The 23867-nt window shown below is 47.1% G+C and carries 26 protein-coding genes; 13 read left to right on the forward strand and 13 right to left on the reverse strand.

Going from position 1 to position 23867, the window contains the following annotated elements:
- Positions 1-18: 18 nt before the first annotated feature.
- The 5 genes from RIF36_RS21610 to RIF36_RS21630 form a co-directional block, all read right to left on the reverse strand.
- Positions 19-861: an endonuclease/exonuclease/phosphatase family protein gene (locus RIF36_RS21610; RefSeq protein WP_350122681.1), complete on the reverse strand. Its 843-nt coding sequence runs from the start codon at positions 859-861 to the stop codon at positions 19-21.
- Between the two features lie 376 nt (positions 862-1237).
- Positions 1238-2596: a M24 family metallopeptidase gene (locus RIF36_RS21615; protein WP_350122683.1), complete on the reverse strand. Its 1359-nt coding sequence runs from the start codon at positions 2594-2596 to the stop codon at positions 1238-1240.
- A gap of 330 nt (positions 2597-2926) precedes the next feature.
- Complete coding sequence (gene rhuM / locus RIF36_RS21620; protein WP_350122685.1) at positions 2927-3352, reverse strand: RhuM family protein; 426 nt, start codon at positions 3350-3352, stop codon at positions 2927-2929.
- 169 nt (positions 3353-3521) lie between these two features.
- On the reverse strand, positions 3522-3791 hold the full coding sequence (locus RIF36_RS21625) for a hypothetical protein (protein WP_350122687.1): 270 nt from the start codon (positions 3789-3791) through the stop codon (positions 3522-3524).
- Between the two features lie 164 nt (positions 3792-3955).
- Positions 3956-4516: an acyl-CoA thioesterase gene (locus RIF36_RS21630; RefSeq protein ID WP_350122689.1), complete on the reverse strand. Its 561-nt coding sequence runs from the start codon at positions 4514-4516 to the stop codon at positions 3956-3958.
- A gap of 177 nt (positions 4517-4693) precedes the next feature.
- Between RIF36_RS21630 and RIF36_RS21635 the strand changes: the two genes are divergently transcribed.
- From RIF36_RS21635 to RIF36_RS21665, 7 genes are all read left to right on the forward strand, one after another.
- Complete coding sequence (locus tag RIF36_RS21635; RefSeq protein ID WP_350122691.1) at positions 4694-5968, forward strand: dicarboxylate/amino acid:cation symporter; 1275 nt, start codon at positions 4694-4696, stop codon at positions 5966-5968.
- Between the two features lie 12 nt (positions 5969-5980).
- A complete protein-coding gene (locus tag RIF36_RS21640; protein ID WP_350122693.1) occupies positions 5981-6484 on the forward strand; it encodes a hypothetical protein in 504 nt (167 codons plus the stop codon).
- Between the two features lie 9 nt (positions 6485-6493).
- Positions 6494-7093 (forward strand): pseudouridine synthase, encoded by a 600-nt coding sequence (locus RIF36_RS21645; RefSeq protein WP_350122695.1) that lies wholly within the window; start codon positions 6494-6496, stop codon positions 7091-7093.
- A 53-nt stretch (positions 7094-7146) separates the two neighbouring features.
- Positions 7147-7380, forward strand: coding sequence for a UPF0175 family protein (locus RIF36_RS21650; RefSeq protein WP_350122697.1), 234 nt, complete (start codon positions 7147-7149; stop codon positions 7378-7380).
- Positions 7364-7831, forward strand: coding sequence for a PIN domain-containing protein (locus RIF36_RS21655; RefSeq protein ID WP_350122925.1), 468 nt, complete (start codon positions 7364-7366; stop codon positions 7829-7831). The genes RIF36_RS21650 and RIF36_RS21655 overlap by 17 nt, the downstream gene beginning before the upstream one ends.
- Positions 7821-9206 (forward strand): methyltransferase RsmF C-terminal domain-like protein, encoded by a 1386-nt coding sequence (locus RIF36_RS21660; protein ID WP_350122699.1) that lies wholly within the window; start codon positions 7821-7823, stop codon positions 9204-9206. The genes RIF36_RS21655 and RIF36_RS21660 overlap by 11 nt, the downstream gene beginning before the upstream one ends.
- A gap of 104 nt (positions 9207-9310) precedes the next feature.
- Positions 9311-9454 (forward strand): methyltransferase RsmF C-terminal domain-like protein, encoded by a 144-nt coding sequence (locus RIF36_RS21665; protein ID WP_350122927.1) that lies wholly within the window; start codon positions 9311-9313, stop codon positions 9452-9454.
- A gap of 147 nt (positions 9455-9601) precedes the next feature.
- Here the strand turns inward: RIF36_RS21665 and RIF36_RS21670 are convergent, their stop codons facing one another.
- Positions 9602-11068, reverse strand: coding sequence for an alpha/beta hydrolase family protein (locus RIF36_RS21670; protein ID WP_350122701.1), 1467 nt, complete (start codon positions 11066-11068; stop codon positions 9602-9604).
- 325 nt (positions 11069-11393) lie between these two features.
- On the opposite strand from RIF36_RS21670, the gene RIF36_RS21675 reads away from it, so the two are divergent.
- Positions 11394-11786, forward strand: a complete 393-nt coding sequence (locus tag RIF36_RS21675) for a hypothetical protein (protein WP_350122703.1) — start codon at positions 11394-11396, stop codon at positions 11784-11786.
- A gap of 131 nt (positions 11787-11917) precedes the next feature.
- On the opposite strand, the gene RIF36_RS21680 is transcribed toward RIF36_RS21675, so the two are convergent.
- The 4 genes from RIF36_RS21680 to RIF36_RS21695 form a co-directional block, all read right to left on the reverse strand.
- The gene (locus RIF36_RS21680) at positions 11918-13558 is read right to left on the reverse strand and encodes a M28 family metallopeptidase (protein WP_350122705.1); all 1641 of its coding nucleotides are present in this window, start codon (positions 13556-13558) and stop codon (positions 11918-11920) included.
- Between the two features lie 139 nt (positions 13559-13697).
- Positions 13698-14243: a pyridoxamine 5'-phosphate oxidase family protein gene (locus tag RIF36_RS21685; protein ID WP_350122707.1), complete on the reverse strand. Its 546-nt coding sequence runs from the start codon at positions 14241-14243 to the stop codon at positions 13698-13700.
- A 214-nt stretch (positions 14244-14457) separates the two neighbouring features.
- Positions 14458-14829, reverse strand: a complete 372-nt coding sequence (locus tag RIF36_RS21690; protein WP_350077387.1) for a VOC family protein — start codon at positions 14827-14829, stop codon at positions 14458-14460.
- 21 nt (positions 14830-14850) lie between these two features.
- Positions 14851-15243 (reverse strand): DUF1801 domain-containing protein, encoded by a 393-nt coding sequence (locus RIF36_RS21695; protein ID WP_350122709.1) that lies wholly within the window; start codon positions 15241-15243, stop codon positions 14851-14853.
- 403 nt (positions 15244-15646) lie between these two features.
- Here RIF36_RS21695 and RIF36_RS21700 point away from each other — a divergent pair, with 403 nt between their 5' ends.
- Positions 15647-16738 carry a PAS domain-containing sensor histidine kinase gene (locus RIF36_RS21700; protein WP_350122712.1) on the forward strand — a complete coding sequence of 364 codons (1092 nt, stop codon included), beginning with the start codon at positions 15647-15649 and terminating at the stop codon, positions 16736-16738.
- Between the two features lie 27 nt (positions 16739-16765).
- On the opposite strand, the gene RIF36_RS21705 is transcribed toward RIF36_RS21700, so the two are convergent.
- Positions 16766-18295, reverse strand: coding sequence for a SulP family inorganic anion transporter (locus tag RIF36_RS21705; protein WP_350122716.1), 1530 nt, complete (start codon positions 18293-18295; stop codon positions 16766-16768).
- A gap of 435 nt (positions 18296-18730) precedes the next feature.
- Between RIF36_RS21705 and RIF36_RS21710 the strand changes: the two genes are divergently transcribed.
- The 4 genes from RIF36_RS21710 to RIF36_RS21725 all read left to right on the forward strand — a co-directional run bounded on the left by RIF36_RS21710 (position 18731) and on the right by RIF36_RS21725 (position 22058).
- Complete coding sequence (locus RIF36_RS21710) at positions 18731-19501, forward strand: sialate O-acetylesterase (protein ID WP_350122719.1); 771 nt, start codon at positions 18731-18733, stop codon at positions 19499-19501.
- Between the two features lie 187 nt (positions 19502-19688).
- Positions 19689-20675 (forward strand): SMP-30/gluconolactonase/LRE family protein, encoded by a 987-nt coding sequence (locus RIF36_RS21715; RefSeq protein WP_350122722.1) that lies wholly within the window; start codon positions 19689-19691, stop codon positions 20673-20675.
- Positions 20672-21217 (forward strand): hypothetical protein, encoded by a 546-nt coding sequence (locus tag RIF36_RS21720; RefSeq protein WP_350122725.1) that lies wholly within the window; start codon positions 20672-20674, stop codon positions 21215-21217. Before RIF36_RS21715 ends, RIF36_RS21720 begins: the two co-directional genes overlap by 4 nt.
- The gene (locus tag RIF36_RS21725; protein ID WP_350122728.1) at positions 21210-22058 is read left to right on the forward strand and encodes an ankyrin repeat domain-containing protein; all 849 of its coding nucleotides are present in this window, start codon (positions 21210-21212) and stop codon (positions 22056-22058) included. The genes RIF36_RS21720 and RIF36_RS21725 overlap by 8 nt, the downstream gene beginning before the upstream one ends.
- Positions 22059-22092: 34 nt before the next feature.
- Here the strand turns inward: RIF36_RS21725 and RIF36_RS21730 are convergent, their stop codons facing one another.
- Positions 22093-22782 (reverse strand): LytR/AlgR family response regulator transcription factor, encoded by a 690-nt coding sequence (locus RIF36_RS21730; protein WP_350122731.1) that lies wholly within the window; start codon positions 22780-22782, stop codon positions 22093-22095.
- The gene (locus RIF36_RS21735; protein WP_350122734.1) at positions 22779-23801 is read right to left on the reverse strand and encodes a sensor histidine kinase; all 1023 of its coding nucleotides are present in this window, start codon (positions 23799-23801) and stop codon (positions 22779-22781) included. Before RIF36_RS21735 ends, RIF36_RS21730 begins: the two co-directional genes overlap by 4 nt.
- Positions 23802-23867: the final 66 nt, after the last annotated feature.

A 23867-nucleotide genomic window follows, 5' to 3' on the forward strand; every position in this document is an offset into this window, starting at 1 on the left:
TGTTTGAATTGACGAAACCTACCTAAACATCACCTCCGCCATCACCGGCAGGTGGTCGCTGGGGTACCTTTTCTCTATGGCATCCGACAGCACGGCATATTTTCTCACCAGCACTTTTTCGTTGACAAAGACGTAATCGATGCGGCGGCTGAGGTCGGCGTTGTGGTCGAAGCCGTTCCAGGTACCGTAGGGGCCATACGGCGGGTTTTCGCTCAGGTTGCGGGCGTCGGTCAGGCCTTCTGTAAGCGTTTCGTAGGCCTTTGTTTCAGGCTCCGAGTTGAAGTCGCCGGTCAGGATTACCGGCAGGTTGCCAGCTATTTCTTTGACCTTCTCAATGATCAGCTTTGAAGAATTTGTTCTGGCCTCCACGCCAATGTGGTCATAATGCGTGTTGAAAATATAAAAGTCCTTTCCCAAGTGTCGGTTCTTCATTTTTGCCCAGGTGCACACCCTTACAATGGCGGCATCCCATCCTTTGGAGGGAACGTCGGGAGTATCTGACAACCAGAAGGTGCCTGAATCAAGCACGCTGAAAAGGTGTTTGTTGTAAAGAATGGCAGAAAATTCGCCCTTGGCGATGCCATCATCTCTGCCCACACCCAGCCATTTGTGGTCAGGCAGCCTTTCTTCAAGGTCTTTGAGCTGGTGAAGCAAAGCCTCTTGCACACCCACTATTTCGGCTTCATGGAATTTGACGAGGTCAGCAACGGCGTCTTTTCTATTGGGCCAGGCATTGATGCTGTCATTGGGCGTGTCGTATCGGAGGTTGAACGACATCACATTGAAAGAAGGTATTTCTTTCTTTTTGCAGCCTGTGGCTACTATCGCTAACAGTAAGGCAATGGCTAAAATATTTTTCATCAGTATACGGCGGTGTGTTAACAATGCTAGAAACAGCAAGGTGCAAAATTCATTGACGATGCCCAAGAAATGTAATCCGACTTTTTAGAGCGGGAAGAGGATGGCAATCTTGCGTGGCAAGGACTTTGACACGGTGTTGGCGTGAGGTTGCTTCGACTACTGACCCCAGCCCTCTCCTCCAATGCTATTAAGTTAAGAGCATTTTACCCTTAATCCCTAAGCCGGGCACCCCTAAAGGGCCTGCTAATAGTAATACATACGCCCTTTAGGGTTTGGGGTAAAAATAGAATTGGGATACGGAACCTCTTAACTTAATAGCATTGCCCTCTCCTCACTGGAGAGGGGGGTAGCTGCAAGCAGCTTCCTAATAAGAGATTTACTTCCCATTCGGAAACAACGGCCTTGGAATCACCATGAGCTCTTTTTGCCTGCCATCAATGTAGCGGAAGCCCGTTTCGTCAAAATAGCCGTCTTCTTCCAGCATGATCCTGATCTCTTTGTTCCATTCCTTGATGAACACGCTAGCGTTGAGCTCGATGGAATAGGCTGTATTGTGGTACAAAGGATAGTCTCCGTTGAAAGGTACGCCGTCCTGCTGGTCCCACATGCCAATGGTGGGGCCGCTGGCATGCCCATAGTAGCCAATGGGATGCGTGTAAATCGACGGCTTGAGCCCGGCGGCTTTGGACTGCTCCAATGCTGCCTTTAAGATTTCATTGCCGCTTTTGCCCACCACAAAGTTGCTGGTGAGGGCATCCTGCACTTTGTTGCCCTGGGAAAAAGCCTCCTGCAAAAACTTAGGTGGCTCGGTTTCTCCGGGCTTCAGGATATAGGCATGCTGCTGGGTATCTGTATTGAGGCGAAGGTAGGTGATGCCAAAGTCGGTGTGAATAAGGTCGCCGGGTAAAATGACTTGCTCACCTGGCCTCTCCGAGAAGCTGCGCAAGTGATCGAAGGATTCAGGATCCTGGCGCTGGATGGAGACTGAGGGGTGGAACCAGGTGTCGAGCTTTAGCTCTTTGATGCGCTCCCGCATCCACCACACCACATCGTCGGTGGAGGTAATGCCGGGCTGGATTACCTTGTCGGAGAAAGCCTCCTGAATGATCTGGTGGGCGATGCGCACAATCTGCTGGTACACGATCATTTCGCTTTCGGTGCGGGTTTCCAGCCAGCCGATGGCCAGCTTTTCGGCCGACACTACCTTTTGCTGGAAGTTCTTCGGTAGCACGTTCATCAGCTGGTCGTACTCATTGGAGGTGATGCCATCTGTTTGCGCAAAATGCTCCGATTTGTTGATGCCTATTTTCTTTGGGTTCTTTTCCTGGATGAGCCTGCTCAATGCCTTGAACTGATCGGGCTGAATGGCGGGGTTCCAGGCCATTTTAAAGGCGCTGCCCACATTGTAGCGGGCAATGGCGTAGGTTTCCAGCTCTTTTCCTTCCCCCGGATCATATACTACCAAAATGGTGCGGCGACGGGCGGCCAGCCAGGTGGCAGGCAGCATGGTGCGGATCACAGGGTCTTCGTTGTATTCACGGGCGATGATCAGCCACATATCGAGGCCTTCCCGGCGCATCAGATCGGGAAGCAAATATTTAATGCGCTCTTCCAGCCAGCGGTCGATCACTTCGGCCTGCTCTCTTTGGGTGAGGATTTTGGGGACGGACATGTCCTGCGCCACTAGCTGGCCACAGATCACAATCGAAAAAAGGAGGGTAAGTATTTTCTGCATATTTCATCGTTTTGCGAAAGCTGATGAAAAAGTGCAAATGAGGCAAAAGAAATTGTGTGGGTGGGGCGGGGGGTGGTCAATACTTCACCCATTTCGAAATGCGTCCAAGCTAGTAGTTCGTCGCCAGCGGGGTATCGCGTCACATGATTTTACAGATACTGTCTACGCTTTTTCTGAGCTTTGCCATTTACCAATTCTTGTTTTTCAGTTCCTTTTCTGTTTTTTCTATTTTTTTGATAAAGTCTTTCTCTACTTGTGAAAGTTCGTTTTGATGGATCTCTTTGAATTTCTCGTATTCAGCATGTGCTTTATCCAATGCCTTTTGATGGCTCACTTTTCCGGCATGGGGAGTATTATATTTGGATCATAGTCAATACTCGTTGCATAAATATCAAGCACTTTTCTCCAAAAGATTTTTTCAGAAGAGTTAATATCCCGGATACAGGCGAGCAATTCATCAAAGTAATTGCCACCACCGGATTCTTTGAGCAACTCATCGTTCATGGCGAAACCTTTCACAATGTACTCACGCAAGCGAGCAGTTGCCCATTGTCTGAACTTGGTGCCTTGCAGGCTTTTCACCCGGTAACCGACAGATATAGTGACATCCAGATTATAAAAATTTGTGGTTTTGGTAGAAAAATCGGAAATCCCGATTTTTCTCATGGATGTTTCCCGGGTTAGTTCACCTTCTTTGTAAATATTCAGGATATGCTCGTTAATGGTCGATTTGCCTTTTTGGAAAAGTTCGGCCATTTGCTCAAGAGTTAACCAAACTGTTTCATTCTCCAAGCGAGTTTGAATGCTAGTCCTGCCATCTTCAGTTTGATATATGATGATCTCTGAACTCATTAAGCTCCTATTTTTTTAAGTTCTGATTCTTTCACTGCTTGAAAGTACTTTTTCTTTTCTCTAAAAATACCATTTACAATTCCCAATGCTGAACGATAATAAATGGTTTCACTTTCAGTATGCCTATGCTTTGGAAAGAAACACCTAATTGTCCCTGATCCTTTTTTTGATTACCACTGACGTTTATGATGCCTGCCGTGGTAGGCAGGTGCCATTTTTTCTTCATGGCATAACTACTTCTGCTTGTTTTAGCGTCGGGTTGAAACCCAACGCTGAAGAAAATCACCCCGATGGGGTTTTGCGATGCCCTTCGGAACATGTGGAACAGGGGGAATACCGCCAAAACTGTCTTTTGCTTGTTTTAGCGTCGGGTTGAAACCCAACGCTGAAAAAAATCGCCCCGATGGGGCTTTGGGGCGCCCTCACAATTTTCATTCGGTTGCCCGTCTAAGCGTTTCTCGCTAAGCGATGGCCTTTGGGACATATGGAACAGCAGGAATAACCGGTTTAGTCAGCCTTAAATGCAATCTCGCACCTTTCTTTTTCCAGAAGCGACATCACGTTTTCCAGCTGAAAAACCTTTTTGGTTGCCTGCATCCGTTCGGCGGCTTCTTTTTTCAGGTCTTTCCTGTGAATGGCTTCCACAAACCGCCTCACCTCCTCTTTGTCTGAAAGAATGAGGGCCGGCACTGTGGTGAGCTTATCGTTCTCGTCTTTGGCTACCATGGTAAAGTAGCTGTTGTTGGTATGCTTCACCACGCCCTCCTTCACGTTTTCGGCTACTACATGAATGCCTACTACCATGGAGGAATTGCCCACGTAGTTGATCGACGCCTTCAGCGAAACGAGGTCGCCTACCTCCACTGGCTGAAGGAAGTCGACCGTGTCCACCGACACCGTCACGCAATAGGCGCCGGAATGCTTGGTGGCACAGGCATAGGCTACTTTGTCCATGAGGGATAGCAGGATGCCCCCGTGGATTTTGCCTCCGAAGTTGGCGTATGAAGGGATCATCAGTTCGGTGATGGTCACCTGAGAGTAAGCAACGGTTCTGGGATGTACGGCCATTTTGTGAAAGTCTGATTTGAGAATGCCCAGTGTCTTAGAAGCTACCGTTGGCACTCAACTTTTCACCCAAATTAACCAATATTCCTTCCGTAAAAAATAATTCACTGCGTCGCAAATCAACGGATCAGGCAATCGCATATCTTTCCGCATTTATACACCATCAACCATTGACCCTCGATGAAAAAGCTTGCTCTTCACTGGCAGATTATTATTGGAATGATTGCCGGAGTTCTGGCAGGACTTTTGGCCGGATCTCTTGGCACCTCTGCCTTTATCAAAGTCTGGATAAGCCCCTTCGGTACCATTTTCATCAACCTGCTGAAGCTGATCGCCGTGCCTTTGGTGCTGGTGAGCCTCATTGTGGGCATGAGCAACCTGAAAGACATCAGCAGGCTCAGCAGAATGGGAACCAAGACCTTTGTCCTTTTTCTTCTTACCACCATCCTGGCCATCACTATTGGTTTGGCCACGGTCAACATCGTCAACCCCGGCCTGTCGTTCTCTCCAGAAAAGCGGGAGGAGCTCAAGTCGATGTACTCTTCCAAAGTAGAGGAGCGAAGTGCCATGGCACAGGATTTTCAGACGAAAGGGCCTCTGCAGTTTGTGGTAGACGCCGTGCCGGAAAACCTGTTTATGTCGCTGGGCGATAACAAAAGAATGCTACAGGTGATTTTCTTTGCCTTGCTTTTTGGCGTAGCCATGGTGATGCTGCCGGAAAAGCAGACTGATACTGTCCGTAAGTTTTTTCTGGAAGCCAATGACATTGTGCTGAAAATTGTGGACATCATCATGAAGTTTGCTCCCTATGGTGTGTTTGCCCTAATGGCAGGCATGGTGGCAGACTTCTCAAGCGGCGGCGGGGTGCTTGAGCTTTTTCAGGCACTGGGGCTTTATTCTTTTGCTGTGATTTTTGGGCTTTTCATGATGCTGCTTCTCGTGTACCCATTGATGCTCAAAATTTTCACTAAAATCCCGGTGAAGAAGCTTTATCAGGATATTCTTCCTGCTCAGATGCTGGGCTTTAGTACCAGTTCCAGCGCAGCTGCCCTGCCAGTGACCATGAAGTGCAGCGAAGAAAAGCTGGGGCTGAGGGAAGAGGTGACGAGCTTCTGCCTGCCCATTGGCGCTACGGTAAACATGGACGGCACGAGCCTTTACCAGGCAGTGGCGGCGGTCTTCATCGCTCAGGCATTTGGGGTTGACCTCAGTCTTGGCCAGCAGCTGACGATAGTGGTGATGGCTACGCTTGCATCCATTGGTGCCGCCCCTGTGCCAGGCGCTGGCATGGTGATGTTGATCGTGATTTTACAGAGTGTAGGGCTCAATGCCGAGGGACTGGGGCTTATTTTCGCAGTTGACAGGATACTCGACATGTTTCGCACAGTCGTAAACATCACCAGCAATGTGACGGTGGCCGCCATCGTTGACCGAATGGAATACAAGCAAACCTAAACATCATTTGTTATGTTTGAGGAAGTATTGGCATTACTTTCGAAAACAGTAAAAATGACGCTCAAAAAATACCTTACCATTCTCCAGCTGGTGTACATTTCTCTCATGTCTACCCTGGCCCTTTTCACGGCGGTTTCCTTCTTTGTTTTTTTCACCGGCGAGGGATCAACGATCATTCCCACGGGGCTGCCCAAATATGCCATCCTCGCTGTGGCGCTGGCGGCACTGGCCGGGTGGACTTTCACAGGAAAGCTGCTGAAGACTGATCCCAACATCCCTTTGCAGCAAAGGCTACAGTCGTGGTACAACTACAAGGTGATCAGAGGGGCTGTGCTGGAAACAGTTGGGCTGATTGGCGTGGTGGGCTCTATCGTTACCTACGATGCAATGTATTTTCTGGCTCCTGTCTTCATTTTTGGTATTTTATTCACTGTTTTGCCTTCAGAGCGACGCATTCAAATCGACCTCGGGTTAAGTGAGGAAGAAATGGAAGAGTTGAAAAAACTGAATCAATAAAAGCTTATTGTGGCGGGCAAAGACCATCTGTATTTTATCATTCATAAGCCTTACGGCGTGCTGAGCCAGTTCACCGACGAGGACAGCAACCCGGGTCTGGGCACCATATTCAAGCTGCCAAAGGACGTGTATCCCGTTGGTCGCCTCGATACCGACAGCGAGGGTTTGTTAATACTTACTAACGACAAATCGCTTAATGCAAGGTTGCTCCACCCGAGCAATGAGCACAAGCGCACTTATTGGGTGGAAGTGGAAGGAACTGTGCAGCACAAGGCCTTAGAAGACCTGGCTGAAGGCCCAACGATTCGAATTAAAGGCAAGGAACATCGTAGCCTGCCTGTGGAAGCCAAGATTGTGGACGCATCCGATAAGCTGGCTGACAGAAACCCTCCTGTTAATCACAAAAAATACACAGAGACCACGTGGCTGGAGTTGAAACTTACTGAAGGGAAGAACCGGCAGGTGCGGCGCTTGACGGCGGCAGTTGGGCATCCTACGCTCAGGCTGGTGAGAGTGGCTATTGAGGAGTTGAGTCTTTTTCCGTTGAAATCGGGAGAAATAACGCAGGTGTCGGGGAGTGTGTTGATGAGAAAGTTACATTTGGGGTGATATGAAAAAGTCAGCCCTTCATTCAAAGGCTTTTTTTTGTAAATTTGTTTTGAATGAAAACGATCACTCTAAATAATATACCGGACGATATCGATGAAAAAGAGGTATCGATGATTGTGGCTGCGAAGCTTTTTGATGAAGGGAAGCTATCATCAGGACAGGCAGCGGCACTTGTCGGCATATCTAAAAGGGAATTCATTGAAAAAGTCGGTCAATATGGTGTATCCATATTTCAGCAATCACCTGAAGATTTGCTAAGAGATTTTGAAAATGCCAGCAAGCGCTAGAATCATTATCGCTGATACAAGTTGCCTCATTGCTCTCTCAAAAATCGACCTGCTCCACATCATTCAACAGCTTTTTGAGACAGTATCAATTACTCCTGAGGTTCAGAAAGAGTATGGAGCGAACCTCCCGGACTGGATCATTATTCAAAAAGTAGCGGATTTCTCATTGAAAGCCAAGCTAGACAAAGTCCTCGATTCAGGCGAAGCCAGCTCAATTGCCTTAGCTCTTGAAGTAAGTGATTCTATGGTCGCATTGGACGAATCTAAAGGAAGAAAAGTTGCCGAAGCCTATAATGTTCCAATTATTGGCACGCTGGCCATCCTCCTTCTTGGCAAAGAAAAAGGTCTCCTAAATACAATAAAACCATACGTGACTGCTCTGGTAGAAAATGGCTTTAGACTATCTCCAAAATTGATTGCTACCATTCTGAAAGCCGCAAATGAAAACTAACTTCCCCGCATCATTTTCAAACAGGTTGCAAGCACAAATGGGAGCCGAGGCGTCGTTGCTGCTTGATGCTTTGTCTACCACCTCCCCTACCTCTATTCGTATTAATCCCACCAAGTTTCATGCGCCGGTGCTGCTGGAAAGAGTGCCCTGGTCGTCCCATGGCTACTACCTGGAAGAAAGACCTTCTTTCACGCTCGATCCACTAATGCATGCCGGGGCCTACTATGTGCAGGAAGCAAGCTCCATGTTTCTGGAAGAGGTAGTCAGGCAGTCGGTTGATCTTGAGCAGCCGCTCAGGGTGCTCGACCTCTGTGCAGCCCCCGGTGGCAAATCGACGCTGCTGGCATCGCTGCTCAGTAGGGAATCTTTGCTTGTATCCAACGAGGTAATCAAAAGTCGGGCGGAGATACTGGCGGAGAACCTGACCAAGTGGGGTGCTCCGAATGTAGTGGTGAGCAACAACGACCCCAGGGACTTCGACAGGCTGGAAGGCTTTTTTGATGTGATAGTCGTGGATGCGCCCTGCTCCGGCGAAGGGCTGTTTCGCAAAGACCCCAATGCCATCAACGAGTGGTCGCCTGACAATGCCCACCTCTGCTCCGACCGGCAACGGCGGATTTTGATGGATGTGTGGCCTGCTCTGAAACCAGGCGGCGTGCTGATATACAGTACATGCACCTATAATCCGGCAGAAAACGAAAAGAATATCCAATGGCTTTCAGAACAAACGCAGCTGGAAGCGCTGCCTCTGGAGGTAGATCCTGCCCTGCAAATCAAAGAAGTAGAAGCCGCCAACAACATTGCTGGCTATCAATTCATGCCTCACCTGACCAAAGGAGAAGGCTTCTTTGTCTGCGCTGTGAGGAAGCTGGATGGCGAGGAATGGCAAGCTCCGAGAAAAGACAAGTTTCCGCTGGCCCCGACCGGGAAGAAAGAACAAGCGGAAGTCGCTCCCTGGCTGACCGATGAAAGGGATTATTTTCAGCACTATGAAAATATCCTGGCGCTGCCGACAGGCGATAATGAATCCTGGGGTGCAGTGATCAGAGAGTTGAGGATCGTGCAAGCGGGTGTGCTGGTAGCTGAGATCAAGAAAAAGAACCTGGTGCCTGCTCCTGCTCTTGCGCTCTCAATAATTTTCAAAAAAGACGCTTTCCCAGCCTGGGAGCTCGACCTGAGACAGGCCCTGCAATACCTCCGCAAAGAGGAATGGCCCATCGATAGAGAAAAAGACGGCTGGCACCTGATGTGCTATGAGCAGTTGCCCCTGGGTTGGATCAAACGAATTGCTACCAGGTTTAACAACTATTATCCGCTGCATTGGCGAATCAGGATGGAGCTGCCGGGGGAGTTGCCTGGAACTGGATTATTGTGAAATGCGAACTGGTTGTCCTTTAAGGATAAACTGTCCAACAAACATTAAAAATGCATACCTTTTAATGTCTACCCTGGTTTTGGCATTAAAAAGAAGGTTGGCACCTGATGTGCTACCAGCAGTTGCCCCTGGGTTGGACAAAACAGATTGCCACCAGGTTCAACAACTACTATCCGCTGCATTGGCGGATACGGATGGAGCTACCGGGGGAGTTGCCGCAGTTTGGTTTGTTGGACGTGGGTAACTGAGGAAGGTGAGAATTTGCCGACTTGAGGGCAAGGCCCTGTGTGAAGACACACATGAAAACCGCTATGAAAACACACATAAAAACGGCTTCGGCAGGAAAAATGGACTGCTGGAAGCACTTTGGCTACCAGCAACCAAAAACCGAACAACTATTTGATTGAATCGCCTTTGTAGACAGTCATTTCCAATAGCTCATATTGCTTGCCTATTTCTTCAGGATCAGGGCCTGGTAAGTGCCTTAAATGTCTGTCGAAAAATGAGGTGGTTAGCTTAGTGACAATTTCCATTCCCTGATAGGGATCGATATCGCCGGTGCCCGCAAGAGATTGAACGGGGATCATAAAAGGTATATCCATGAAGTTTGGATGCCCTGATTTCAGGAGCTTGCTTTCGTAGAAGTAGTCGGTACTCTTGTTGAGGTAAATATGTGAGTTAACATCTTCATGTTCCGCTGGCCAATCAGCGGAAACATAGAGGAAAGGGATACGGTAGGTGCTATCGATCGTGTTGCCCCATGAAATGCCATCCAAATTTGCGGCTGCCTTTATCCGGCTGTCTGTAGTGGCCACTACCCCGGATGCCCCACCTCCTACTGAATGCCCAAAAACGCCTATTTGATTCAGATTCAGTTTACCTTTAAGTGCACCTTCAGCGTTCCACTTTTCCAGCAGATCCAACGTATACATCATGTCTTCAGCCCATCGATCATTTACTCCGGCCATGAAATAATTCTTTGACGCCTCCCGCACAATAGGATGCCTTTCCTCATAAGTAAGGTCACTTTTGAAGGCTTCGATCAGTGGCTCCACCACTGGCTGGGATCCAGCGGAAATTTCGTTCTGGAAGTCATAGTCAAAGTATTTTATTCTGCCATCCGGAAAAGTAGCCCCAAGGCTTTCGTAGGTATGGTTCATGTTAATAATCACATAGCCCTGGCTGGCCACCTCGGTCAACAAGGCATAGTATCCCGTTGCTTTTGACCCATACCCATGAGAAAAAATCAACACAGGGAAGGGCCCATCCGCTACCGGAATATTCGGATAGACGTATGTTTTTACCCGATCAAGGTAATTGAGCGCTGAAGGTGGCAGGCCATACTTAACAGAGAAGCCAGCCCGGCTTCCTTCATCTACATACCTCTCGCCTTTCAGCGATGAGACTTCCACATCGCTTGGATACCAGATTTTATACATTAGTTCTCGCTTATCGGTAGCATCTTTGGTGGTGATCTCATCCCGCTCAGTTTGTACGTGAACCAATTCTGCGCCCACGCTGTAAGGGCCCCGTGGTTCGGGCAAGGAGAAAACAGGGAGGAGCTTTGGAAGCGCCCAACCAGGCAGTAGCAAAACAATCAACCCCAAATATCCGACTACCCTAACAAAGGACACCCGGGGAGATTCGGTAGCATCTGCAACTTTCACCCTCCATCCCACAATAAGCGTGAGCAGGTAAGCAGGAAACATCTGCCAGCGCCAGCCTTCTACAATCAGGTGCAGGGCCAGCAAAACCCCGAGGAATACTAAAACGTAGTTAGCCCGAACGTGCCGGACAAGCGGTCTCTTTACAAAAGGCAGTATGGATACAACCAGCAAAAGGATAATCTCGAAAGTTCTCATGCACCAGTTAAGTTTTGTAGGACAAAAATGTTTTTAGCAAAACTAGGGCGAGGGTGGTTCAGATGCGATGTTAAATCCGTGTGCAAACTCGTTATCTGTCGACCAAACCTAACATCTATATCAGCTGTCGCCGAAAAATGGGATTTTGCTGGCCCGGTAAAAAGAGTTTTGGCATTGAGAAAAAGGTTGGCACCTGATGTGCAGCAGCAGCTGCCCCCTGGATGAACCAAACCGATTGCCACCCGTTTTAACAACTATTTTCCGCTACTTTTGAGGATAAGTATTGAGCTGCCGGAACATTTAACTCACTCATTTTTAAACTACCATGCTTAAAAAAATCAACTTCAAGTTTGCTGCACACGCCATGATAGTCACGCTATCGCTTGTTTTGGTGTACCACCTCACCATCATCACAGGACTGATACCCTACGAGGCCACCTGGGGCGGAAGACTTCAATCCAGAGAACAAATGCTGCGGTTTGAAACTGTCAGCATTGTGGTGAACCTGTTTATTCTTACCGTCATTCTGATCAAAGGAGGCTATTTGAAACTGAAACTGCCAGCAATAGTGCTGAAGGTCTTGCTTTGGGCGTTTGCTGTGCTTTTCGCTCTCAACACCGTAGGGAACCTGGCCTCCACCAGCGTGCTTGAACTTATCATTTTCACCCCACTGACAGCGGTTTCGGCAGTCTTTTGTGCGAGGTTGGCGGTGGAGTAGTGAGTGGGTAGAACCCAATTGTGCCTTAGACAAGCAAAGTGGCAGTTTGTCACGGCCACCTGCGAAGCAATGAACTCACCTTGTTAGAAAATGTTCCCGGGCGTGAAGACACGCCCGAGAACATAATTTAATCAGTAGTCCCTCTTTCTTGCCGCCTTGAACTCGCTCCCATCGTACCATTTGGGGAAGTAGTCTTCGTTCGACAGCTTCAGACCGACCTCAAACATCAGCTGCGCATCAAACTGCACGCCGGTCAAATTCGTAGTCGCAGGGTCGTATTCATCGGAGGGCTGGTGGTACCTGTAAGTTTCGTAGTGATCCGCCATTTCTTTGATCTGCTCCACGCTGTAGTCGAAGCCCTCGTAAGTACCCGAGGCATACAAAGCAGGAATGCCGATTTTGGCGAAATTGAAGTGGTCGGAGCGGAAGAAGTAGCCTTTTTCCTTGTTGGGATCGGGTATCACATAACGCCCTTGCTTTTCAGCGGCGGCAGTGGCGTACTCATCCATTTCGGAATGGCCAAAACCGGTAATGGTCAGGTCTTTCATCCGCCCGGGGCTGGAAAGGGCATCCATATTGATATTGGCCACCGTCTTCTCCGGATCATAAATGGGATGCTCAGAGTAATAAGCAGATCCAAGTAAGCCCTGTTCTTCACCAGTCACGGCTATGAACACAATCGACCTCTTCGCAGGAGCCTCTTTTTTGAATGCCTCAGCAATGGCCAGCAAACAAGCAGTTCCCGAGGCATTGTCGACGGCGCCATTATAAATAGAATCGCCATCGATGGGGCGACCTACACCAAAATGGTCCCAGTGGCCAGAATAGATGATGTACTCATCCTTTTGGTCAGTGCCTGGCAGCAGTGCGACCACGTTTTTCGACATGTCTCTTTTGATGCTATTAGTGACTTTTACCGAGGCTGTGAAACCCAGCGGAACAGGCTTGAAGTCCTTTGACCTGGCCAGTTGGTTATAGTCTTTATTCTCCAAAGTAGTAGCGGCAAATAGTTCGTCGGCTGCCTGGGTTGTGATCCACCCCTGCACGTCAGCCACAGGCCGGTCGCTCTCCAGGTTAAGCTGTGGGCCTGTCCAGCCCGACTGTATCACGTTCCAGCCGTAAGAGGCCTTCTCTGTTTCGTGGATAATGATGACGCCAGCAGCACCTTGTCGACCTGCTTCTTCGTATTTGTAGGTCCAGCGGCCATAATAGGTCATCTCGTCGCCTTTGAACAAGGTAGAATCTCCCGATTTGAACCCAGGATCGTTGACCAGCACCACAGCGGTTTTGCCCGCCCAGTCGATACCTTCATAGTCGTTCCAGCCATATTCCGGCGCCACAATACCGTAGCCGGCAAACACCAGGTCAGAATTTTCAAGGCTTACCTCAGGTGTGGGCTTGAGGGTGAGTGCGACAAAATCCTTTAGGTAGCCCAGTTCCATCGTCTTGCCGGGGCCGACGAGCGTCATGGTGCCTGATGGTGTACCAGTGATTTCCACCATGGGCACCTCCTGAAAATAGCTATCGCCATTGCCTGGCTGGAGGCCGAGCTTTGCAAACTCGTCTTTTAGGTAGTTGACTGTTTTGGTTTCTCCTTCGGTAAAAGGCATCCTTCCCAGAAATTCATCGGACGCCAGCTGGCCGATATGCTGACCAATGGTGGCCTCTTCCACTGTGGCGGGAGCGGCAGTTTGTTTTGTTTCAGGACTACAGGCAGCCAGTACGGCTAGCAGTGCCAGGAAGGTGTACTTTTTCATTGTGATCAGGTTCATGTTTGGTTTTAAAGGTTTCGGGGTGAATGTAGCAAATTATCGTGGAGTGTCTTACCAACTGGACAAACCGGATCAGAGATCCTACGATATGCCTTCGGGTTTCTCGCTTAGCAATTACAAATCCAGTGGAGCAGCGGTATTAACCGTTAAGTATACCCGTTTCAAATCCATCGATACTCGCCGTGTTTCTATTCTTCCAGTAATCTTCAATTCCTTCAGTTCCCTGCTTTGCCGACCAATCGTTTAAAGTGGTTCGCTCTTCCTTGAAATCCATATATGGCACGGCAAAGCCACAAGATGTTTGCACCAAATCGACATGCATTTCAATCACTTGTCTGGAGCCTGTGTTTTCAGGAAAATGGCCAATGTATACCCTGAATTCGCTGTCTCGCTTATGATAGATTTTGGCGGTTCCATAAAGCCTCAGAATCAAAGGCTTCCCTTCAAAGGCGCAGAACATCACCGTCATTCGATCATTCTTAATCAAATGAGCAGCTGTTTCGTTTCCGCTCCCTGTTAGGTTGAGCCAGATAATTCTGTTCCCCTCCAGCACCCGAAAAGCGTCGGTACCCTTGGGGGATATGTTCACCCGGCCTTCCTCGGCCGCAGTCCCCACAAAAAATATTTTTTGATCCTCAATGAATGCTTTCAATTCAGGCGTGATAGCATCTAATCTCTTTCCCATTCTTTTCTAATTATTGCCGCAAGCACATGCTTCTATCTGGTTATGAAGGTATTGATTTCTGGGAAATTTCTGGGCTGAAGCTGGGTCGTTTTAGGGTGAGGACGTCCTACCTTTTGGATCGAGACACCCTAGAGAACTTAGGAGAAACCCCCAGGCGTTCAGGCGCCGTACTAGCTTTCACCTCTGAATTGTTTTCCGCAACATGGGCAATGCACTACCGATGCTGGTCAATCAAAATCACATTGCCATCGGGGTCGGTTATCATCATGCTGGCCGGGCCGGACGTTTTGGGGTCAATTTCCTTCCCCGTTTCAATGCCCTTACCTTTCAGGTGTTGCTGGATTTCTCTAATGTCATCGAAGCTTGCTATGTCTTTGCCATTTTCGTCCCAACCTGGGTTAAATGTCATAATATTGCCTTCAAACATGCCCTGAAATAGCCCGATCAGTGCATTCTCATTTTTCATGATGAGGTAGTTTTTATCCATACCGCCTCCCAAGACGGTAAATCCGAGTTTTTCGTAAAACTGCTTTGAAGTTTTTAGATCCTTCACGCTAAGACTGATAGAAAATGCACCTAGTTCCATATTTTCAAAATTTTTAAGTTATCACCTCAACCGCTCCAGTTTACCTTTTCGCTTGACGATGTTTTTATAGTCCCACTGAATATTTCTCGACTTTCCGAGCCATCGCTGCAATTTCTTTACATCGATTTCTTCAACAGATTCGTAAAAAATAGAAGCGTCTTTGAACTTCTTACCTCTAACAGCTAAATCCTCTTCTTCAAAATCAGCTCCACTCCAAAACATCAGGCGCAGCCCCTTCTTTTGCCTGCTGTACCCCACAATCGGATTGCCTTCCAAAAACCAAACAGGATGGGCATGCCAGATTTTGCTTTCGGCCTCAGTCAAAACGCTGTCGATTGTGGTGGCAAGCAAGTCGCAGATTTCCTTGTCAACTGCCTCTTGGCTTTCGTTATATGGTTTTATCCCTGCATTCATACTTTCAAAAAATTCGATTTGGCGAGCATTCGTCTCCTTCCTGGAAGCACAACATACCACAAGGGGTTTTTTGAACCCCAGCTCTACATAAACATATCTCTTAACAACAGCAATTCCAAGATCTAAGATCAAGGTCGGGACAGCAGCTATGTAAGATGACGATCAGCAAAAACAAACGCACAGCAGTGTAACGCCAGTCACATACTTCCTTCTCTCCCCTGCCGACATTTAGGTAAAACATACCTGACATGGCAAAGATCGTTGTACTCGTGGCCGGTATCTGTGACCATACCGTTACTGCTCTCTCATTGTCATTGACACAAAAACATGCCACCTCAACCTCAAATCACTTGGCAATAGCCAACGAAAATTGTTATACTCACAAAATTTTAGGCGGACAAGGATGCAGCATGTGAGCGTGGAAAACAATATAGAAAATGCGTTTAGACTAGACCCCTTTTTTGAATTATCACCCTATTTGCTCTGCATTGCCGGATACGACGGCTACTTCAGAAGAATAAATCCTGCCGTGTGCAAGCTGCTAGGCTACAGCCAGGAGGAACTGCTGCAAAAGCCTATCAGTGATTTCATCTACCACGACGACAAACATCTTACCAAAGTCCATCGGGACTCCCTCATAAGAAATGTGCCCCTGCTGGATTTCGAGAATCGATATGTGACCAAAGGCGGGGAAGTAGTTTGGCTTTCATGGAATTCTATGCCCTATGACTCGGAACAGTTGGTATATGCCATTGCAAAAAATATTACCCACAAAAAAAGGATTGAAGAAGGAAGAGAAGCATTGCTGGCCGACCTGGCTGAGGCAAACAAAGACCTGAAGCAGCTAAATTATACTACCTCGCATGACTTAAGATCCCCCGTCAACAATCTCCTTACAATAGTTGAATTGCTGGACAACTCAAATATTCAAAGCAAAGTCGCACTTGAGCTAATTCCTATCCTTAAAGCCGCTACGGAAAATCTCAATCAAACGCTGAATGACTACCTGAACATAATCAGCCAAAAAGAGAGCCAGACTGCACCCACCGAAGAACTTGACCTGAAGGAAGTGTTGAGTACCGTAGTCAATTCTATCAATTCTTTGGCGAAAAATGCCAATGTTCAGTTTGAAATCGACTTTTCGGAAGTAACACATATCAAATTCAACAGGGCCTATCTGGAGAGCGTGTTCCTGAACCTGATCACCAATTCGATCAAGTACCGGAGACTTGATGTGGAACCGGTAATCTCTATTTCGACTACCAGATCGCACAACACAAACCAACTTGTCTTTTCAGACAACGGGCTTGGGTTTGACATGAACAAGGTAAAAGGAAAGATATTCGGGCTTCACCAGCGTTTTCATAACCATAGCGACAGTAAAGGCATAGGCCTTTACTTGGTTCACAGCCATGTAACCAGCCTTGGCGGAAACATCGAAGTCGAAAGTGAGGTCAATAAGGGGACTAAGTTTACCATTTCATTCAACGAGTGAAATGGTAGCAATCACCTCGCCTCCATCTCAAATGGTATCCACGGCCACTTTGTAGGTGGGATCCTCCATAACATTCACATCGATAAGCTGATCAGCATTTTGCAGCAGTTGTTTGCAGTCGGGGCTTAAGTGTTTCAGGTGAAGTTTCTTACCTACCTTCTGGTAACGTTCTGTGATCTTATTCAAAGCTTCTATGGCTGACATGTCTACCACCCGGCTCTCCGCAAAGTCGATAATGACCTCGTCAGGGTCATTGGATACATCAAATTTTTCATTGAACGCAGCCACCGAGCCGAAAAAAAGTGGCCCATATATTTCATAGTGTTTTATGCCATTCGCATCGATGCTTTTTCTTGCCCTGATCCTTTTAGCGTTATCCCAGGCAAAGACCAATGCGGCGATAATGACACCAACCAGTACAGCTAAAGCCAGGTTGTGCAGAAACACGGTGACCAGCGTTACCATTACCATCACGAAGATGTCGGACTTCGGCATTTTGTTGAACGTTCTCAAACTCGCCCATTCAAACGTACCAATGGCCACCATGATCATCAAGCCAGTAAGTGCGGCCATAGGCAATCTTTCAACGAGCCCGGCACCAAACATGATAAATACCAGCAACATCACAGCCGCCACAATGCCCGACAGCCTGGCCCTGGCACCAGAAGAAACGTTGATAAGACTTTGGCCAATCATGGCGCAACCACCCATGCCTGAAAACAAACCCGACAGGATGTTGGCCGTGCCCTGAGCTACCGCCTCTTTGTTGCCCCGTCCCCTTGTTTCGGTAATTTCATCGACGATGTTGAGCGTAAGGAGGCTTTCGATCAGCCCCACCCCGGCCACTATGGCAGCATAGGGAAAAATGATGGCCAGCGTTTCGAGTGAAAAGGGAACTGATGGCAAGTGAAACGGAGGAAAACCGCCTTGTATAGAGGCTATGTCACCCACCGTTTTAGTATCAATACCAAAGATGGCCACGATACCAAAGACCACGAGGATAGCCGTAAGTGCTGCGGGAATAGCCTTTGTAATTTTCGGCAAGCCCCAAATGATCAGCATGGTTAACAACACAAAACCTAACAGAATATACAAAGATGGGCCGGTCAGCCAGTGACCTGAAGCATCTTTAAACTGATCGAGCTGCGACATGAAAATGATAATGGCCAGCCCATTCACAAAACCAAAAATAACCGGGTGTGGCACCAGGCGCATGAATTTTCCCAGGCGCAGAAAACCAGCCGCCAGCTGAATAATACCAGCGAGGATCACAGTGGCAAAAACGTATTCTACCCCATGCGACACCACCAGCGAAACAATCACTACCGCAACGGCTCCTGTAGCCCCGGAAATCATACCGGGCCTTCCACCGAAAATGGACGTAATCAAGCCCATGACAAATGCTGCGTAAAGCCCTGTGAGAGGAGACAACCCGGCTATTAAAGCAAAAGCCACTGCCTCTGGCACAAGAGCCATGGCTACTGTAAGACCTGATAAAACTTCAGTTTTGTAATTGACCTTTTGGGAGAGGTCGAATAGGTTAAAATACTTCTTCATTAAAGTTTGGTAAATGGCTCCTCACCCCGGGAAATAGTCACCCAGGGATGAAATCAATATATTGTATTAGGAATTTATGGCTGGGCGTTAAGCAGGTAGTAGGTTTGCCCTCTATCATTTTCGGACTGCAAAGGTAGGGATAATCCTTTTCATTCGAATCATTGACCAAGAAAATCGGAGGGCAAACGCATTTAAAACTATTTAACTTTGAAATTCTTCTTTTTTACCCTAACCCTAAAGGGAAAGAAGAATTTCAAAGCTGTTTCACCCTTAAGGGCCGTGGTAGAAAAACAGCTTTGAAAATAATTTATCTAATTTGTTTTAAATGCGTTTGCCCTGAAGAAAATCGGTCGCTCACCATTTGTCCACAGCCTTGTCGGTGTAGAACAGGCGCTTTTCGTATATTGAACCTTCGTCTAACACAACCGAGCAACCATGAATGTTACCCACCTGAAGCTACTCCTTTTTGTCTGCGTTATCACCATCTTACCTGCCTGTCAGAGCCACAAACCCCAAACCTGGGTTTTCATCATGGCAGGGCAGTCGAATATGGCAGGGCGTGGTATAGTTGAGCCTCAGGATACAGTGACCAATCCAAGAATACTTACTATTGACTCTCTTGGGAAGGTAATCAAAGCCAAAGAGCCACTGCATTTTTACGAACCGAGCAGGGTGGGCCTCGACTGCGGCTTGTCGTTTGCCAAAACTCTTCTGCCTCAACTTCCTGAAAATGACACCATCATGATCATACCAACTGCCGTTGGTGGCAGCGCCATGTCGCAATGGCTGGGTGATTCGCTTTACCGAAATGTGAAGCTGCTTTCTAACTTCAAAGAAAAGGTAGCGATTGGAAAGCAGCATGGAGAAATAAAGGCCATTCTCTGGCATCAGGGAGAAAGCGACGCCAACGAAAGGTCAATAGAAGCCTATCCGAGCAAAATCCCTCAGTTGTTGGCCACTTTCCGGTCTATTGTGCAAAACGACTCATTGCCAGTGCTGATGGGAGAGCTGGGAAGCTATTCTAATAACAACGATTATTGGCAAATGGTGAATACGGCGATCCGTGAATATGCCGCCACCGACCAAAATGTGTCGGTGATTGGCACCCAGGACTTGATTCACAAAGGAGACACCGTACATTTCAATTCCGCCGGGCAAAGGGAAATTGGGAAGAGGTTTGCAGAGGCATATTGGGGGAATGATTGAATGAGGCGCTAATCTTTCCCTAAGGTTTTGACTTGACCGTTTCTAAAACACTATACTCTGGGTTTTTCAACTAGCCAACGCAGGTTTTTGCATAAAATTTTCTCCTGTTCGGATAAGGAAGTAACTGATAGGGATAGTCTTTCAAGCTCTAGTTCTCAAAAGCCGTAAAATCAAGAAAATTCTAGTGATGAGAAAGACGTTACTCCTGACGGGTTTCATAGGGACAATAGTTTCCTTTGGGCTTTTTGCCCAGGACAATGCTGGTTCGGTGGCCTTTACCATTCCTGAAAATGATCTTCTACCTGAGAGTATTGCTTACGATCCTGGCACGGACGTGTTTTATGTTGGCAGCACCCGCCGAGGAAAAATTATCAAAATAGAGAAGGATGGCTCTCAATCCACCTTTGTAGAAGGTGGGCAATTTGGGCAGTGGATGGTGATTGGGATCAAGATTGACCCAAAGAGAAATGAATTGTGGTTCTGTAGTTCGGGAGGTACAAACCTTATTGGATACGATAAGCAGGACGACAAAGAGGGCCGTCCGGCCGGAATCTTCAGAGTTAACCTTAGCTCTGGCGAGCTCATCAAAAAGTATACTTTGGAGGAGAATGGAGAGGTTCATTTTTTCAACGACCTGGTCATTCATGAAAATGGAGATGTGTATGCAAGTCATATGTTCAATGATCAGGCCGTCTACAAAATAGATCGAGACAAGGATCAATTGGAACCATATGTTCAAAGTGAACTCATAAAATATCCGAACGGGATGGACATCTCCGATGATGGAAAAACGCTTTTCGTTGCTCACTCTGAGGGTATTGCAAAGGTCTCATTAGCCTCAGGAAAAGTAGAAAACCTGGCTGTGGCAAACAGCATTAAGGTCAGCCATCGTGAAAGCATCGACGGTCTATATGTCTACAAAAACTCGCTGATCGGGATTCAGTCGGACCTCAATCGTGTGACTCAATTTGATTTAAGCGTGCCTCAAGGTGCTATCGTACGAGAAAAAATACTTCAGGAGAATGATTCAAGGATGGATCACCCTACCACGGGGGTGCTGGTGGGTGATGTATTTTACTATGTGGCGAATGCTCAATTTCAAAAGGTCAACGAGAATGGATCGGTTGACCAGCCTTTAAGCGACCCAACCATCCTAAAACTCAAATTAAAATGAAGATCACTTTCACCTTACTCCTAACCTTAGCATTTACCTGGCCAGCAAACGCACAGGACACGCCAACTCTGAAACAACTGTTGAATAAAGTAGTCGGCGGCGTGTGGGTATCAACCAACGAAAAAAACACAAAGAGTCCGGAAGACTTTGAGACCTTTTTTATGTCTTTCAGAAATTGGGCAGACAGTGAGTCGGTAACAGGAAATATTTATGGAATTACCAATGCAGGTGACACCAGCCAGCTAATGGAGGTATGGAACTTCGTTGATCTGGCAAACAATAACATTTTTCTTGTCCAGCGAAATGCATGGGGCGGAAAAAGCATTGGATTCATTACTCCCCTTGAAGGACAACACCTGGACATCCAGTTTAAAACAACCGTTCCTGACGGCAGATCTTATTTCACCCGTGATATCCATTACTTCCAGGGTGAAGGTAAAATGAAGGCCGTTACCTATCATAAAGCTAAGGAAGAAGATGCCTGGGAAGAAGCAGGCCATTCTGAGTGGATTCTTAAAAATAAAGCACAAAGCCATGAATAAAATCTCAAGAAGAAAAGTGTTGACAGGTTCCGCAATGGGAATCATCGGTTTGTCCCTGCCCCTTACCTCTCATGCTGCATCAGCTTTTGAAGCACCGTCAATCGCAGGTAAGCCGCATGCATCGTACCCATCGATTGAGCATGAATTAGTTTCAGAGGTCGTTGGTAAATCGCATTCCGATTTAGACAGAGTGAAGGAATTGGTCGACCAAAGGCCAGAGCTTGCCAGGGCCACGATTGACTGGGGGTTCGCAGATTTCGAGTCTGCCATTGGCGCAGCTTCTCACGTGGGAAGACGTGATATTGTACAGTATCTGCTAGGCAAAGGGGCCAGGCCCAATATCTTCACCTATGCGACACTGGGAGCATACGAGGCCGTCAAAAGTATGATTGACTATACGCCAGGGATTCAAACAACCTATGGGCCTCACGGCATAAGCTTGCTCGCTCACGCCTCGGCGGGACTTAGAATGGAAAAAACGATGACAGCCCAGGAGGTTGATAATTGTAAAAAACTTATCGACTACCTGGAATCGCTTGGCAATGCCAATGGTCAAAAGTTTGAGGATATCCCTGATGAGAAAAAACCAAAATATTTAGGTGACTATAAATACGGTCAGGCTAAAGATGAGGGCTTCTCAGTACAGCTAAATATGAGGAAGATGCTTTCGCTGGGAGTCATTGGCCAATTTGGCGGCGCCCTTTATCAAACTGGTGACAATGAATTTATATACAATGGAGCCCCATCTGTGAAAATATCATTCCAGTTTGAAAATAATGAGATCAAGTCTTTAACTGTGAAAGAACCGGGCCAATCAATTGTAGCCGCCAAAATCTCCTAACGAAGAAGCCTGGTGGTCATTTTGCGATCAGATATTACGCTTGAAACTTTGCCAGCACCCTGATAAGTGCTTCTCTGTGGTTTCCGCCAACCGGAATTTCCGTTTCCCCGACTTCAAGATCCTGACTTGTGTAGGATTTGATCTTAGTCAGGTTGACGATGTACGACCTGTGTGATCTAAAGAAAACGTCCTCAGGTAATATCTCTTCCAGATGGCTTAACTTCTGATAGGTAATCAACGTTCGCTTTTCGCAGAAGACCCGCACGTAATTGCTGAGCCCCTGGATATATAAAATCTCGTCAAGAAAAACCTGAACCATTTTCATGTCGACTTTCAGGTAGACATACAACGGGGATTTTTCGGGGTGCGTTGGCTTAGTAAGTACCCTATTGACAGCCTTCAGGAATCGCTCTTGAGAAATCGGTTTTAACAAGTAGTCTACAACATTCAGCTCATAGCCTTCAAGTGCATACTCTCTATTTGCCGTGGTAATGATAACCTTCGGTGGGTGCTCTAAACTCTTTACAAACGACAATCCATCAAGGTAAGGCATTTCGATGTCCAGGAATATGAGGTCCACCGCCTGCTGCTGGATCAGCTGACTTGCTTCAATTGCATTGAGGCATTTACCAACCAGATTGATTTGATCAAATGGCTCAATATAGCGCTCCAAAATTTCCTGAGCGATTGGCTCATCATCAACTATCAGGCAATTGAGTCTCATATCGTTTTGTGAATAGTTATGTGAACTGTAAAAATGTCACCGAGTTTCTTACAGCTTAGCGTATGACTTCCCGGATAAAGCAAGTTGAGCCTCCTTTTTACATTGGCGATTCCTAATCCATTCTTCCCCTCTTTTTTCTGAGTCTCATCAAATACTTTGTTTTGGATGATAAATTCTAATCCACCATCAGAACTCGTAATTCGAATTGATATCCACCCATCTTTTGAGCTTTTATTTACTCCGTGCTTAAAGCTGTTTTCAACAAACGGCAGCAAAATTAGAGGTGGTATTTGGCAAAGCTCTACATCTCCGTTTACCTCAATGTCCGTTTCAAATCTGTTCTCATAGCGTATCTGCTCTAACTCAATATACCTTTCTATCTGATCAATTTCCTTCGACAGAGGCACCAATTCCTTGTCAGCTTCATAAAGAATATAGCTCATAAGTTCAGACAGTTGCATGACCACCTCGGGCGTTCGATCTGACTTTTTAAGTGCCAATCCATACAAAGTATTAAGTGTGTTAAAGAAAAAGTGCGGGTTGATCTGAGACCGCAGATACCCCAATTCCGCTTTTATCTTTTCGCTTTCCAACAACTGGGCCCGGCGCTCAGAAGACACCCACCGCCTCATTACCACCAGGCCAATCAGAAAGATCATTGGAGATGTGATGATCATTGACGACTGGAGGAACTTATAGGCTTGAAAAAAATCGCCCTGGCTCCAACCCGGAAAAATGATAGCGTTCAGATAGTAGTAGAAAAAAAGTCGATTGAGCAGGCTGGCCAATAGAATAGTGGCGACAGAATAGAAAAGGTAAGTAGTAATTCTCTTTTTCAGCAAAAACTGTGGCAGGAGCCAGAAATAGTTTAAATAAACCACAACCAGCCGAAAAGGAAGGTAGCCGAGCTCCATATAGAATGCCTGATCAAACTTATTGTTATACCCACCCTCTACGAACGTGAATATGGCCATGTAAGTGACCCAGAAAAGGAGGTGGAAGTAAACTTCTTTCTTCAAGCTTTTTGATTCAAAAGTAACAAACTCAATCTTTTCTATCCTTTGTGCAGAGAGCCTATACGTAAG

The organism is Imperialibacter sp. (assembly GCF_040222815.1).
Lineage (GTDB): Bacteria > Bacteroidota > Bacteroidia > Cytophagales > Cyclobacteriaceae > Imperialibacter.